The sequence below is a fragment of the Bacillus cereus group sp. BfR-BA-01356 genome (assembly GCF_022663635.1).
GTDB lineage: Bacteria > Bacillota > Bacilli > Bacillales > Bacillaceae_G > Bacillus_A > Bacillus_A cereus.
Window position 1 is genome coordinate 1 of sequence record NZ_JAKUFX010000148.1, and the last position, 13,465, is coordinate 13,465.

The window sequence follows — 13,465 nt, forward strand, 5'->3', positions numbered from 1 at the left end:
TATCTAGAAATATCTTGAGACGTCCAAGTATTTTCTTTATTACTGGACTCTTATTAGAGAGTAAAACTAAGCCTGAGATAGGGCTTAAATATTAATATACGAGGGGTATATGAATATGAAGAAAGCCATTATTATAATTGCAAGCACAGCAATTACCTTATACACAATAAAAAAGAGAAAAAAGAAAAATAATGAAAATGTTCTATATTATCCATACACGCTATTAGAGAAAAAATAAAAGACAAGGTACCCTATCGTAATGAGGATATCTTGTCTTTTATTTTTCCCCTATTCCTTTAGAGGATTTCCTTCTCCTTTTCCCGAATGTATTAAGCGGGATTTTTACACATATTTTAAAGGGGCATATATACAAATGGATACACAACAACTATATTTTTTAAACGATATCGGTAAACAAAAACCAGAAAGTATTCGGAATAGAAGCGCTGCATGTCCATTTTGCGATAAAGAACAATTAACGGATATTTTAGCAACTGATGGTTCTATTATTTGGTTAAAAAATAAATTTCCTACATTACAAGATACATTTCAAACAGTGTTAATCGAAACCGATAATTGCGAAGATCATATCGCAACATATACAAAAGAACATATGAGAAAATTACTGCAATTTTCTATTCAACATTGGTTACACTTACAGAAGAACGAAGAGTTCGCATCTGTGATTTTATATAAAAATCACGGTCCATTTTCAGGTGGAAGTTTGCATCATGCACACATGCAAATTATCGGAATGAAATATGTAGATTATCTTGAAAATATTGAAGAAGAAAATTTCCAAGGGTTAATTGTTCAAAAAAATGAACGCATTGAGCTTAATATTTCAGAGCGTCCCATTATTGGCTTCACTGAATTCAATATAATCATTGATAATATTTCATATATAGATGAAATGGCAAATTACATTCAGCAAACTGTACGTTACATACTGACAGATTTCCATAAAGGATGCAGTAGTTATAACTTATTCTTCTATTACTTAAATGGAAAAATTATTTGTAAAGTTGTACCTAGATTTGTCGTTTCACCATTGTATGTAGGATATAAAATACCGCAAGTTTCTACAAAACTAGAAGAGGTGAAAATACAACTCACGCAGTATTTCACGAAAGAAAAGGATGAAATTATTCATAAAAAAACAGAGTAGGTATAGAAAACCTACTCTTTTATTACACCTTTATTTCGATAGTACACATCTTCTAATCCGATGTTATACTTCATGTTATTATCCGTCCACTCTGGCCCTAAATTCCCTGGCCATCCAGATGTATTCGCTATATATTTCAGTAATGCAAAATCAGTCAAACCTTTTTGCACCCCACGCTTATATCCTTTCATTAAATGCGGCATTGCAATTTGCGCATTTGTACGTGGATCTTTCAGCTCATCATCAGTTAAATGCTCTGGTGCAAGCCCGCCGCCGCGGTGTAGTTGAAACAATCCGAATGAAGTTCCATTATCTCCAACACTTCTTGGATTTAATCGACTTTCATGCTCGGCAATTGCAAGAGGTATCCATTCTGGAAGATTTACTTTCTTCGCTTCCTCTATAATGATTTGTTTCATCTGTTTTGCTTCTTCTGAATCAACATAGCTTGTTCCATTCACTAGCTTATCCATTCCTTCAGACTTTCCTTGGAAATATAAATATACTCCAAGAACAACTAAAAATCCTACAAAGAATTTCTTCACTACCTCTACCTCTTTCTCCGCTGAAATTTGTCCCCTTTCAGCCTTCCCTTTACAATTACCTACATTCTATTACTCTTTTATCATAGCAAATAACTATACATATTATCATCATGCTTTAGACCGATTTTGTGAAAAAACAGCTGGTAAATACGTGCAAAAATGTAACTTTCATAGACTATAACGCATTTATTGTATATAATTGTAAACTGAACTCTATATATAGAATAGGAGCATACAAAATGAAAAAATGCCTAACACTCTTGTTCAGCATTTTACTACTCATCCCTACCTACACCTCTGCACAAACATCATCAAAACCAAAAGTACTTGTTTTGTATAGTACACTAGACGATAAATTTTCAAATAATGTCCAAATCCTTAATACTCAATTAGGACATTTTACAAATGATATAACCGTAAAAAACTTAAAAGAAGCAACTTCAATTAATAACGTATCCTCCTATACACATATTGTTTATATCGGTGAAACAAAAGAAGCGTTTTCTGATGAAACGAAACAATTTCTAGAAAACTTCTCCGGCCCTGTATTAGTATTAGGACAAAATGTTGAACAATTATCTAAGCGTTTTTCTTTCATTACTTTGAATAGTGATGATATACGAGTTAATAAAATTGAATATCCAGACAAGAAGCTAAAAAATACCTTAGAGGAGGAACGATTAATTCAATCATTTGATACGAATGGAACTGTGCTTGCTAACGCCTTAAGCTCAAATAACACTAACCCACTAATCGTTCAGCATGAAACATCTTATTATGTTGCAACACCTAACCTCTTTGACTGGATGTCTCATTACGTCGGTGAAATGTTATTTTCTTATTTCAGCCAAAAACCAACGAAAAATAAAGTTGAAGCTTATTTACGCCTTGAGGATGTTCACCCCGCAGCAGATATAAATCAATTGAAAGAAATTGCTGAATTACTAAAAGAGAAAAAGATGCCTTACATGATTACTGTTATTCCGGTATATAAAGATCCAGATACAGGAAAGATAATACATTTAAAAGATAAACCAGAACTAGTTGATCTTTTACGCTCTATGCAAGATGATGGTGCAGCAATTATTATGCATGGTTATACTCACCAATTTTATGACAGTGAAACAGGTGAAGGCTTTGAATTTTGGGATGTAAAAACAGATCAACCAATTCGCCAACCGAAGCATGAAAAACCGAAGACAAAAGATGAATTTCCAAATATAGAGGCATATAACCAATATGTAAAAAAAGGGGAAGAATTCGAGGAAAAATATACGAAAGATCATATCGAAAAAGGAATTCAAGAACTTGTAGATGCTAAACTATATCCTGTTGCCTTTGAAGCACCTCATTACACGATGTCTCAAAAAGGATATGAAATATTATCAAGGTACTTTTCAACTTATGTAGGACAACTACAGTTAAATGATACAACTTGGAAATCCATGCACTCACCATATTATACAAGTACTCCATCATTTTTACATGGAATGAAACTATTGCCTGAAACAGTCGGATTTATTGAAGAAGATACGCCAAAAACTACTGCTAAAATGAAAGAACGTGCTCTATCTGTTTCTAAATTATCCGATGGAGTTATTGGTGCATTCTATCATCCTTACTTAGGTGCGAAACCATTAAAAGAAGTGTTAAAGGATCTAGAAAGTATTCCAAATATAGAATGGATTGATTTACAAAAGGAAAAGAATGAAGTAAAAATGAAAGATATTCATATTACGACGAATAAAGACGGCATTCACGTTGAAAAACCAACCAGTGCGAATGACATAATTGATTATATAAAGCAATATGGCTTCTTCCTTATGCTAGGGTTCGTTATCATTGTCTTTCTTTTATTATTAAAACGTGCGAAAAAATTAGAATCCTAATACAAAACCACCGAGCGGAACGCTTGGTGGTTTTTTGTCCTATATCAAACCGTGGCATTTTATTAAATAAATTCAACTTTTACTTTTTCCGTTACATGATTAAAACTATAATTCTCCTATCCTTTCAAATAAAATCGACTTGTATTTTCATATATTGTTTCTGCGACCTTATCAATGGATATGTTTTTTATAGAACTAAATTCCTTTAATACCTCTCGAATCATTCTTGGGTGCGTTATAACATCTTCTTGAAATTCCCACGGACCATCTGTTTCTACCATCATATATTCAAGCGGATAATACGAAACGATTTTTCTAATCTTCTCCTTATGTAAAACATCCGGTGTAATCGAAATATAATAACCATTTCTCATCATCCGTTTCATTGTTTCATCGCTTCCTTTAAACCAATGAAAGTGTGCACGTGAAACTTTATATTTCTCTAGCAAATCACATACAATGTCAGCATCTTCATAAACTGCGTGTAATACAATCGGCAAATTATACTTACTAGCTAGTTCTATAAATTTTTTCAATACAGCTATGTATGGATCTGCAGCAATTCTTTCATCTTCTTTTCTCAAATAATAGGGCAAACCTACTTCACCAATCGCAACAATTTCCTCTGCGTTCTGTTCAATAAGTTGATAAATCTGTTCACACTCTTCTTTATGAATCTGTTGCTCTGGATGAAACCCTATCGCTGGATATATAAAGGGATACTTCTTCGCTAAAGATAACGTTTCCTTACAAGATTGATAATTCATAGATACTGCAATAAGCCCCTTTATTTCCTTACTATTTTCCACCTCTTTCAGCAATCTGCTCTTCTCTTCATCCTTATATTGATCAACATGTATATGACTATCAATCCATTTCATCTTTATGCCCCCATAAAAAAACAAGAAAGGACTTCCTTTCTTGTTTTAGCATCTATATTATTTAACAATTAAGTTTGTTATGATATCAAATAATCCAATACACACTACGGCAACAGTAAAGTAGCTACAGAAATCTTTAATTGGTAACTTCACTACTTCTTCTTTACGCATCCCATTCTTCTCCCTTCTTACTAGATCCCTAATTATTTTTCTATCTGTATCTATTATGCAAAAAATATGACAAATTTACTATCGAATTAACTTACGTAAACCTTACAATGTTGTAAGGTTTAAAAAAGGATCCCCATCTTTATTCAGATGAGGATTATTAAAAATTAGTTGGTTTTTCATTCTTCATTACAAACAGAAAGTAATACATTGAGACTTTCTAGTTACACTATATGAAAATTACTATCTTTTAACTATCGAATTACATTACAGAAGGCTTACATGTTTGTAAGTTATGTGTAATGTAATTCGATAGTTCCCCTTACTTATATTTCGTACAATAAAGTTAGAAAGTAAGCCAAATAAGAAGAACACTCACATAACCAAATTACATTGCTAGTAGCTACTCTTCTTATACCTTTCACCCATGCTACTACAATGTACCCCCTTCCCCTTTATATAATAAAAAAGCCTTAGTCTATATGGACTAAGGCTTTTTTGTTAACCTCAAAATACCATTACCCAGTATTTTTATTTTCGACAAAAAATAGCCGGGGGTATATTTCACTATCTCATCGTTAAAAGTTTGCTCTTCGCATTTATAGGAATATTTGCAACCTCAATCTCTTCAATCGATTCACCGTAACGTCCTTTTGCAAAAACCTTTAATGCTTCATCTCTCTTTAACATATGCTTAACCGTTTTCTTTATTTTCTGCTCTCTACCACGTTCATCGAATGCAATAAATTCATATTCATACCACTCATCACCAATATGCTGACCAATTGTATTCACAACCGTATAGTATTCTTTCGTCTTATAAAATGGATTATATTTATCGATAACTGGTCCAAGTTTCGTAGGCAGTAACATTACTACTATCACTATCATCGCTATTATAGTAGTGATCATTTTTTTCTTCATAATAAACATTCCTCCTCTGCAGGATATATATACATCCATTTTAAAAAGGGGGAATAAAATCTACTATTGAATCTCATTACATTACACTTACATTTTTGTAAGAATTAAAAAAGGTGAACGAATTTGCTCGTTCACCTTTTAGCTTGCTTTAAAGCCACCGCCAAGTACATCACGTACATCATGTATAACAACGAAAGCATCTTCATCTACCCGGCTAATAACTTGTTTTAACTTAACAAGCTCTTGTTTATTAATAACAACATATAAAACTTCTTTATTTTTACCAGTATATCCGCCGCGCCCTTCTAATACAGTAACACCGCGTGTCATATTTTTCGTAATAGCTTCACGAATTAAATCTGGTTGATTCGAAATAATCGTAACAGCCGTTTTTGTGTCCATTCCTTCTACAATGAAATCAATCACCTTCGCTCCAATGAACACAGCCACAAGTGTATACATCGCCTTTTCTTGCCCTATTATAAATACAGAACCAGCAATTACAACAATATCAATAATTAGTACGCCTTTACCTACACTCCAACCTAAATATTGATTTGCTAACTGAGCTAAGATTGCTGATCCTCCCGATGTACCTCCGGCTTTGAACATACAACCTAATCCAATTCCCACAAATAAACCAGCAAATAAAGCTGCTAATAATGTATCACTATTTACATGATACTCAATATGTTCTGTAACGTATAAAAACAAAGATGTTTCTACAATCCCTAAAATTGTATAAATCATTGTTTTCTTATCAAAAAATTTATAACCAACAGCTAGTAAAATTGCATTTATAGCAAAGTTCACAATTCCTGGTGACCAATCAAATAAGTAGTACGTAACAACCGTTAAACCAATAATTCCACCTTCCGATAAACGGTTTGGAATTGCAAAGTAATTAATACCAATTGCGAATAATAATGAACCAATTGTAATTAGTGTTATTTCCTTTATACGTTGATTAACCATAGTTCATACCCTCCCCCCATTTGACATTGTATCACTATCTCCTAGAGGTTTAGAAGTGGTTTTTATTCCGCATTTTCCCTCTTAAAAATTGAAATATTATGTTTAAACAGAGGGTTGACTAATTATTCATATTTGCTCTAACTGCACGGACAAATCGCTCCACATTCCCTTTCTGAATATACTTAGCGCGAACGGTTTCATGACTACAAGTAAATTCAAAATACGGATGAAAATCTATGCTATCTATATACAAATATGAATACTCTTTAAATGTTGAAGAATAGTACGGAAATTTCCCGTAAAAAAGGAGACGTCTAGTAGTGGCAACAAAAACCCCATGTTGATACGATAATATAAAATTATCCTTCTCAAATATCCCTACCACAAAAGCCAGAATCTTTTCATCATCATCTACATACTTTTTCATACTCGATAAAAGTTCATTCATGCATATTCCTCCAAATTCTATTCACTGCATTAACACTTGAAAAGAATCCATGGATTATTACAGACCGGTTTAACTCCTTTATAAAGTATGAAACGCGTTTCCTGTCAAAGATATTTCAAAAAAATAATCCGTTATGCGATTATACACATAGCGGATTACGATTAAACTGTAGAGCGTTCCACAAGTTCGTATGGAATTTCCAGCTTTTCTTGTTCAGAACTCTCGTCATTCACTTTTCTATGCAACATTTCAAAAGCAGTTTTCCCTATCTCCTTTAAATTTTGATCAATAGTTGTCAATTGTAACACTTGCGAGATAGGTTGATTATCAAAGCCAATAATCGCTAAATCCTCAGGAACTTGAATACCTAATTTTTCAACCTCTGTCATAACCCCAATCGCAACTTCATCACCTGCTACTATTAATGCTTCAGGAAGATCCTGCATCTCTTTTAACTTATGAGCCACTTTTACACCATCTTCTAGTGTAAAACATTCTGTAAAAATCCATTCTTCATTAACCTCTTCGTCTATAGATTGCAATTGCTGTTTATAAACATCAAAACGCTTTTGACTACTCGGCCCTAATTTTCTTCCCGTACAATAACCAATTTTTTTATAACCTTTCTCAATCAAATAATCCATTCCTAATTGAAAGGCCGCTGAATGATTCGTATATACACTTGAGATGTTTGAAATATCATTGTCTTCACAAGCAATTATTGCGCCGTAAGAAGCATACGGTTCTATCGTTTCCCAATCATTTGCACGTGAACAAATAATAAGACCATCCAATTGTTTTGTTTTTAACATATGTAAACTTTTCATTTCTTCTTTTTTATTATAATTCGTTTGGCAAAGTAGCACCCTGTAATTATGCGCTAACGCAGTCTCCATCATTCCGCTCACCATCGCATCAAAACACGGATGATTAATATACGGTAAAATCACACCAACAATATTCGTTTTTCCTTTTGATAAATGAACAGCATTTGCGTTTTGCGAGTAATTCAATTTCTCAACTATCTCTATAACCGCTTTTCTTTTTTCTTCACTTACATATGGGTGATCATTCAACACTCTCGAAACAGTCGTAACTGAAACTCCCGCCATCTTTGCAATATCTTTAATATTAGCCATACACTCACCTCTACCTTTAACTTAATGAATCTCATGAACATATGTCAAATCTTCTTATCATTACACCTTCATTCGTTTCTCTTACAAAAGTGTAATTTTTCTGTAAGCTAATTCGATAGTGACTTTCCGCAACATTTCATACAATTAAGTCAGAAACAAGGTAACAACTATTCGAAAAGGAGCGGATTAATATGATGAACAAAATAAAAACGAACAATTTCTTACATACAATGGGCATGGTATTTTCCGCTCTTTTCGACGCAAAAGCTGTTGCTTCTACATTAAACAAGTAAGGAGAATGTATTATGAATAACATCACTTTTAACAAATTAGATTTTTTAGGACTAGCTAGTGGCTCGATTCTTCTTACTGCTTTTATTTACGCCGCTACGCTTGTATAACTTTGTGTCCCCTTTCCCCTTTATTATAAATAGTAATAGAAAAGACGACCGTCTATGCCCGGTCGTCTTTTCTTATTTTTGATTTGATTGCAAAGCTTCTTTTAACTCCTCAAACTTCTCATTTAATTGATCTGTCATCATTTTCATAGCAGTTTTTCGATCTATTTGTTCTCCAGCCTCAATTTGAATCGGATCTCCAAAAATCAATTGTGCCTTTTTCCCCTTTATTAATTCTTTTACACTTGATGGACCAACATAAGCTGCCGGCACTAAAGGTACATTAGAACGCATCGCAATTGTCACAGCACCCGCTTTTAATGAAACATCTTCCGCTGATCTCGTTCCACTCGGAAAAATCCCTACTACCTTTCCTTCTTTTAATAAACGTGATGGAATTTTAAGTGTACTTGGTCCCGGATTCGCGCGATCTACAGGGAATGCATTTACATTTTTAAAGAACCAATTTTTGAATTTCCCTTCAAATAATTCTTTTTTTGCCATGTAATGAATTTGAGTTGGGTACATCCCTGTAGCTAACATTAATACATCCATAAAACTTGTATGTGTACACGCAACAACATACGGACCACCTTCCGGTAACTTTTCTCTTCCTTGCACTTCTACTTTCCCAGCTGTTTTAAATATATATTTCAACAAAAATGTAATTGGTTTATACATTGGTTTCGTTCCTTTCTAAACATCCGAAGTATAATCATATTCTTATAACGATTATAACACTAAGTTTTAGGAGTTGGTAATAAAATTAAGTATGAATTGTTAAATTTCAATTCTTACAAAAGTGTAATTTTCTTGTAAGCTAATTCGATAGTTACTTCTCACTATATTTCATACAATTAAGTCAGAAACAGGGCAACAACTATTCGAAAAGGAGTCGATTGATATGATGAACAATATGAAAATGAACAATTTCTTACATACAATGGGCATGATATTATCAGCTCTTTTCGACGCAAAAGCTGTTGCTTCTACATTAAACAAGTAAGGAGAACTCATTATGAATAACATCACTTTTAACAAATTAGACTTTTTAGGATTAGCTAGCGGCTCTCTTCTTACTGCTTTTATTTACGCTGCTATGCTTGTATAACCTTGTGTCCCCTTTCCCCTTTATATAGAAAAAGACGACCGTCTATGCCCGGTCGTCTTTTTAATTTTTTCTTTCTTTCAATTCTTTTAAAAGCTGTATTAGCTCAGCTTGTTGTTTTATCTTTTTACGACCATTTCGATTAATTGCTGCAAGCTCACAGGCAACTCCGACGGCGAAGAAAAACAATAAACTTTCTAACATGTGAAATCCTCCATTTGCCTATTAAACAGCTTGACGTAATTGTTCTTCTTGTAAAACTCTCTTATTTATATTTTCTTCTTTTCTCTGACAAACGTTATTGCGAATAAGCGCTGCAATAACAAGTACAGTCCCTATAATATCAAACATTGTGATTTGATACCCTTGCATCATCATAATAGCTAAAGTCGTAATTGGTACAAAATTAATAAATAAAATCCCATTAATGGATGATAAAATTTTCACACCATAGTTCCAAGCAAGTAGCGCTACAATACCTGGCAATGTCATCATAAATAACAAATCATATTTCACAATAGAAATCGTTCCCATACTCGGAACTGAAATATATCCAAGCGACGTAATAATTACCGTTATAATCGCTGTAACAGTCGTACCGAATACACACGTCAACGTAGAATAACGTAATGTTGACCAATCACTACAAGTTTGACCACCCATCGTATAAATAACCCACCCTACAACACCAATAAATATAAACGCTAATGGGAACATATTATCTTTCAATGTTACAAAGAAACTCATGTCACCTTTTGTAATAACAAACACAGCTCCTACAAAAGCAATAACCATACTCGTTATCATATACTTCTTCGGTTTTATATGCTTATATCCCCATAAAATACAAATAGAAATCATCGGCATAAGTGCTTCCATAATGGAAGCTACCATTACACCCGACTTACCCATTAACATTTGCCCTAAAAATATGAGGACATTATATACTGTAAATGCCATCGTTCCAAAAAAGACGAGTAACTTTCCTCTTCCCTCTAAACAAAATGCCTGTTTTCCTTCTTTCACTAACAACAATACAATCAGCATTATCGCCACTGCTCCATAGCGAATAAGCGAAAAATAAAATGGATCTATGTATTCTAGTGCATGATCAGCAACTGGAAACATCGCTCCCCATGACATACTCGCAATTAAACACGCCAAAGCCCCTATTATCATTTGACCTCTTCTCACCGCAATCCCCCGTTTCTTTCTATTTGCACAAAGAGAATTGTAAAAGAAAAAATATATCACGTAAAATGATTCAAAATGATGTTAACTATCATTTATAATGATAGTTAACATCAAGGGGGATTACAAAATGGAATTACGAGACTTACAAATCTTTAAAAGCGTTGCCGATCAGGGTAGTGTAAGTAGCGCAGCAAAGGAATTAAATTATGTACAATCAAATGTAACTGCACGTATTAAACAACTAGAAAACGAATTAAAAACCCCACTCTTTTACCGCCATAAACGAGGAATGACTTTAACAGCTGAAGGAAGAAAAATGCTCGTTTATGTTAGTAAAATTTTGCAAGATGTCGACGAACTAAAACAAGTATTTTTAGATAGCGAAACACCTTCTGGTATATTAAAAATCGGTACAGTCGAAACAGTAAGTACACTGCCTACCATTTTATCTTCTTACTATAAAAGTTATCCGAATGTCGATTTATCATTACAAGCAGGTCTAACAGAAGAATTAATTAGAGAAGTACTTGATCATCAATTAGATGGCGCCTTTATATCAGGTCCTATTAAACATCCACTAATCGAACAATACGATGTTAGTACAGAGAAATTAATGCTTATAACACAAAATAAAGCCTTTCATATAGAAGAATTTACAACAACGCCTCTACTCGTTTTTAACCAAGGATGTGGATACCGCTCCAAACTAGAACGTTGGCTTAAAGATGAAGGTTTGCTACCAAAAAGAATTATGGAATTCAATATATTAGAGACAATATTAAACAGTGTTGCACTCGGTCTCGGAATTACACTCGTACCACAGTCTGCTGTCCATCATCTTTCTAAAGCAGGTAAGGTACATTGTCATGCAATCCCTGAAAAATACGGCAGTATTTCAACGGTTTTCATACGCCGTAAAGATAGCTATATGACGAATTCAATGCGTAGTTTTTTAAAAACAATTGAAGACCATCATCATATCAATATGCTGTGAAAGACATTCTTACATGAATGTCTTTTTTTCTTACAAAAGTGTAAGTCTTTCGTAAGCTAATTCGATAGTTGCAAGTATCCATATTCCCTATAATTAAGACATAAGCAGGGCAACAACAACTCGAAAAGGAGCGGATACGCATGATGAACAATATGAAATCAAATAAATTTTTAAATACAATGGGCATGGTGCTATCCGCACTTGTCGATGCAAAAGCTGTTGCAACTACATTAAACAAATAAGGAGAGATTATAATGAACAACATTACTTTCAACAAATCAGACTTTATCGGACTTGCAAGTGGAGCTACTCTTCTTACGGCTTTCATTTATACACTTGCTCAAGGTCTTATTTAACACTTTGTTTCCCCAAACCCCTTTATATATAGAAAAAGCTGCTCGTCTTATAGACAAGCAGCTTTTTAGTTTGTCCCGCTTTAATGGGCAGTAAGACCCCCACCTCAAAATTCAGCGAAAGCAAAGAAGTTAGGTAGGGGTCGGGCTGCCCATAAAAGTCCGATTGGTGAAGGCTAATAATCAGTGGGGGATGAAGAACCCCCCACTGATTAAAGTTTCACTTTATTTCATATACAATTTGACCTGTTTTCGTAATATCATATCCGCCAATCGCATTTAATTCATTATGAAATTCTTCCGATTGCAGAATGTCTTTCACAACTTCAATCAGCTCTTCATTTTCTTTATTCTTCAAAATTACTAAATCATACTGTTCTTTCATGATTGGAATAAAGTCCACATTTACAATTTGCGAAAACTTTTCTGAACCTACTCCTACATCAGCTTTTCCATTTGCAACTTGCGTGGCAACACCAAGATGATTCGATTCTTCCCATTCATATCCACTAATATCAGCTTTATTTAATTTTTGGATTCGTAATTGTTCATCCACTAACACTCTAATACCAGAACCCTTTTCTCGATTCACAAACTTTATAGTGGACCCGGATATGTCAGCCCATGTCTTTATTTTCTTCGGATTTCCTTTTTGAACATAAAACCCTACATTTCTGGACAATAAATTAATCATAAGACATGGCTGTCCTACTAAAATACGTTTTACGTAAGGAATATTATATGTACCCGTTTCACCATCAAACAAATGCAAACTAACGATACTTCCTTCTCCTTGATACATTTTCACTAAACTCGTTAAGCTACCTTGATACGCTCTTAAAACATTAGAACTTGGCAAACGATTTTCTATACGTTTAGCTAACATATCTAACGTTAGTTCTTGACCACTAATAATACACGTGTTCAAGATACTACTACCATCGTTTTTTACAGGATTAACTTGTACTTTTCCTGTTTTCATTTGCTTTATATATTGATCTAAATCTGCTGCATCAATGCGCATCTGTCTACCAACTCTATAAGAAGGAAGTTCTCCTTTTTTAATTAAGTCGTATACAGTTAATTTTGATACTTTTAATCGCTTTGCTACTTCTTCCGTTGTGTAGGAATGATGATCCATAGACGATTCCTCACTTTCTCCTTTCATTGTACATGCCCATCAACTTAAAAATCTTCACTACCCCCAAGTGTAAAAAAACGTTATTCTTTCTAAAAAAGCTAGACTAGAAAGGATGACGTTTTCTTATGAATCTCTCGATT

17 protein-coding genes are annotated in these 13,465 nt (G+C 33.7%); 7 read left to right on the forward strand and 10 right to left on the reverse strand.

The genetic code is table 11. The features are described from left to right. Nucleotides 1-109: 109 nt before the first annotated feature. Together MR168_RS28815 and MR168_RS28820 are read left to right on the forward strand one after the other, a co-directional pair. The gene (locus MR168_RS28815; RefSeq protein WP_002023099.1) at nt 110-238 is read left to right on the forward strand and encodes a hypothetical protein; all 129 of its coding nucleotides are present in this window, start codon (nt 110-112) and stop codon (nt 236-238) included. Nucleotides 239-373: 135 nt separating this feature from the next. After that, nucleotides 374-1,168 carry a DUF4931 domain-containing protein gene (locus MR168_RS28820; protein ID WP_006919727.1) on the forward strand — a complete coding sequence of 265 codons (795 nt, stop codon included), beginning with the start codon at nt 374-376 and terminating at the stop codon, nt 1,166-1,168. An 11-nt stretch (nt 1,169-1,179) separates the two neighbouring features. Here the strand turns inward: MR168_RS28820 and MR168_RS28825 are convergent, their stop codons facing one another. After that, entirely contained in the window at nt 1,180-1,713 is a 534-nt protein-coding gene (locus MR168_RS28825; protein ID WP_000713249.1) for a transglycosylase SLT domain-containing protein, read from the reverse strand. 239 nt (nt 1,714-1,952) lie between these two features. On the opposite strand from MR168_RS28825, the gene MR168_RS28830 reads away from it, so the two are divergent. Beyond that, nucleotides 1,953-3,602, forward strand: a complete 1,650-nt coding sequence (locus MR168_RS28830) for a DUF2334 domain-containing protein (protein WP_086412140.1) — start codon at nt 1,953-1,955, stop codon at nt 3,600-3,602. Nucleotides 3,603-3,718: 116 nt separating this feature from the next. Here the strand turns inward: MR168_RS28830 and MR168_RS28835 are convergent, their stop codons facing one another. The 5 genes from MR168_RS28835 to MR168_RS28855 all read right to left on the reverse strand — a co-directional run bounded on the left by MR168_RS28835 (nt 3,719) and on the right by MR168_RS28855 (nt 8,137). Next, a complete protein-coding gene (locus tag MR168_RS28835; protein WP_086412139.1) occupies nt 3,719-4,483 on the reverse strand; it encodes a TatD family hydrolase in 765 nt (254 codons plus the stop codon). A 735-nt stretch (nt 4,484-5,218) separates the two neighbouring features. After that, nucleotides 5,219-5,575, reverse strand: coding sequence for a YxeA family protein (locus tag MR168_RS28840; protein WP_000728422.1), 357 nt, complete (start codon nt 5,573-5,575; stop codon nt 5,219-5,221). A 138-nt stretch (nt 5,576-5,713) separates the two neighbouring features. Further along, nucleotides 5,714-6,550, reverse strand: a complete 837-nt coding sequence (locus tag MR168_RS28845) for a YitT family protein (RefSeq protein WP_000248045.1) — start codon at nt 6,548-6,550, stop codon at nt 5,714-5,716. Nucleotides 6,551-6,668: 118 nt separating this feature from the next. Beyond that, nucleotides 6,669-6,998 (reverse strand): PH domain-containing protein, encoded by a 330-nt coding sequence (locus MR168_RS28850; protein WP_086412138.1) that lies wholly within the window; start codon nt 6,996-6,998, stop codon nt 6,669-6,671. Nucleotides 6,999-7,159: 161 nt separating this feature from the next. Then, nucleotides 7,160-8,137: a LacI family DNA-binding transcriptional regulator gene (locus MR168_RS28855; protein WP_001273903.1), complete on the reverse strand. Its 978-nt coding sequence runs from the start codon at nt 8,135-8,137 to the stop codon at nt 7,160-7,162. 305 nt (nt 8,138-8,442) lie between these two features. Here MR168_RS28855 and MR168_RS28860 point away from each other — a divergent pair, with 305 nt between their 5' ends. Continuing rightward, on the forward strand, nt 8,443-8,538 hold the full coding sequence (locus MR168_RS28860) for a DUF3948 family protein (RefSeq protein WP_001059999.1): 96 nt from the start codon (nt 8,443-8,445) through the stop codon (nt 8,536-8,538). Between the two features lie 72 nt (nt 8,539-8,610). Here the strand turns inward: MR168_RS28860 and MR168_RS28865 are convergent, their stop codons facing one another. Beyond that, the gene (locus MR168_RS28865; RefSeq protein ID WP_000277778.1) at nt 8,611-9,216 is read right to left on the reverse strand and encodes a lysophospholipid acyltransferase family protein; all 606 of its coding nucleotides are present in this window, start codon (nt 9,214-9,216) and stop codon (nt 8,611-8,613) included. A 337-nt stretch (nt 9,217-9,553) separates the two neighbouring features. Between MR168_RS28865 and MR168_RS28870 the strand changes: the two genes are divergently transcribed. Beyond that, nucleotides 9,554-9,646, forward strand: coding sequence for a DUF3948 family protein (locus MR168_RS28870; protein WP_081631312.1), 93 nt, complete (start codon nt 9,554-9,556; stop codon nt 9,644-9,646). A 60-nt stretch (nt 9,647-9,706) separates the two neighbouring features. On the opposite strand, the gene MR168_RS28875 is transcribed toward MR168_RS28870, so the two are convergent. After that, a complete protein-coding gene (locus MR168_RS28875) occupies nt 9,707-9,847 on the reverse strand; it encodes a YrzO family protein (RefSeq protein ID WP_000894065.1) in 141 nt (46 codons plus the stop codon). A gap of 21 nt (nt 9,848-9,868) precedes the next feature. After that, nucleotides 9,869-10,837, reverse strand: coding sequence for a DMT family transporter (locus MR168_RS28880; protein ID WP_002180311.1), 969 nt, complete (start codon nt 10,835-10,837; stop codon nt 9,869-9,871). 127 nt (nt 10,838-10,964) lie between these two features. Here MR168_RS28880 and MR168_RS28885 point away from each other — a divergent pair, with 127 nt between their 5' ends. Next, a complete protein-coding gene (locus tag MR168_RS28885; RefSeq protein WP_000423031.1) occupies nt 10,965-11,831 on the forward strand; it encodes a LysR family transcriptional regulator in 867 nt (288 codons plus the stop codon). A 254-nt stretch (nt 11,832-12,085) separates the two neighbouring features. Next, the gene (locus MR168_RS28890; RefSeq protein ID WP_001060017.1) at nt 12,086-12,187 is read left to right on the forward strand and encodes a DUF3948 family protein; all 102 of its coding nucleotides are present in this window, start codon (nt 12,086-12,088) and stop codon (nt 12,185-12,187) included. 217 nt (nt 12,188-12,404) lie between these two features. On the opposite strand, the gene MR168_RS28895 is transcribed toward MR168_RS28890, so the two are convergent. Further along, nucleotides 12,405-13,325 carry a substrate-binding domain-containing protein gene (locus tag MR168_RS28895; protein ID WP_006919713.1) on the reverse strand — a complete coding sequence of 307 codons (921 nt, stop codon included), beginning with the start codon at nt 13,323-13,325 and terminating at the stop codon, nt 12,405-12,407. Nucleotides 13,326-13,465 lie beyond the last annotated feature (140 nt).

What these genes read in the sequence shown, in the direction of transcription:
- MR168_RS28815 (WP_002023099.1), top strand. Translation starts at nt 110, where the DNA reads ATGAATATGAAGAAAGCCATTATTATAATTGCAAGCACAGCAATTACC.
- MR168_RS28820 (WP_006919727.1), top strand. Translation starts at nt 374, where the DNA reads ATGGATACACAACAACTATATTTTTTAAACGATATCGGTAAACAAAAA.
- MR168_RS28830 (WP_086412140.1), top strand. Translation starts at nt 1,953, where the DNA reads ATGAAAAAATGCCTAACACTCTTGTTCAGCATTTTACTACTCATCCCT.
- MR168_RS28835 (WP_086412139.1), bottom strand. Translation starts at nt 4,483, where the DNA reads ATGAAATGGATTGATAGTCATATACATGTTGATCAATATAAGGATGAA.
- MR168_RS28840 (WP_000728422.1), bottom strand. Translation starts at nt 5,575, where the DNA reads ATGAAGAAAAAAATGATCACTACTATAATAGCGATGATAGTGATAGTA.
- MR168_RS28845 (WP_000248045.1), bottom strand. Translation starts at nt 6,550, where the DNA reads ATGGTTAATCAACGTATAAAGGAAATAACACTAATTACAATTGGTTCA.
- MR168_RS28850 (WP_086412138.1), bottom strand. Translation starts at nt 6,998, where the DNA reads ATGAATGAACTTTTATCGAGTATGAAAAAGTATGTAGATGATGATGAA.
- MR168_RS28855 (WP_001273903.1), bottom strand. Translation starts at nt 8,137, where the DNA reads ATGGCTAATATTAAAGATATTGCAAAGATGGCGGGAGTTTCAGTTACG.
- MR168_RS28860 (WP_001059999.1), top strand. Translation starts at nt 8,443, where the DNA reads ATGAATAACATCACTTTTAACAAATTAGATTTTTTAGGACTAGCTAGT.
- MR168_RS28865 (WP_000277778.1), bottom strand. Translation starts at nt 9,216, where the DNA reads ATGTATAAACCAATTACATTTTTGTTGAAATATATATTTAAAACAGCT.
- MR168_RS28870 (WP_081631312.1), top strand. Translation starts at nt 9,554, where the DNA reads ATGAATAACATCACTTTTAACAAATTAGACTTTTTAGGATTAGCTAGC.
- MR168_RS28875 (WP_000894065.1), bottom strand. Translation starts at nt 9,847, where the DNA reads ATGTTAGAAAGTTTATTGTTTTTCTTCGCCGTCGGAGTTGCCTGTGAG.
- MR168_RS28885 (WP_000423031.1), top strand. Translation starts at nt 10,965, where the DNA reads ATGGAATTACGAGACTTACAAATCTTTAAAAGCGTTGCCGATCAGGGT.
- MR168_RS28890 (WP_001060017.1), top strand. Translation starts at nt 12,086, where the DNA reads ATGAACAACATTACTTTCAACAAATCAGACTTTATCGGACTTGCAAGT.
- MR168_RS28895 (WP_006919713.1), bottom strand. Translation starts at nt 13,325, where the DNA reads ATGGATCATCATTCCTACACAACGGAAGAAGTAGCAAAGCGATTAAAA.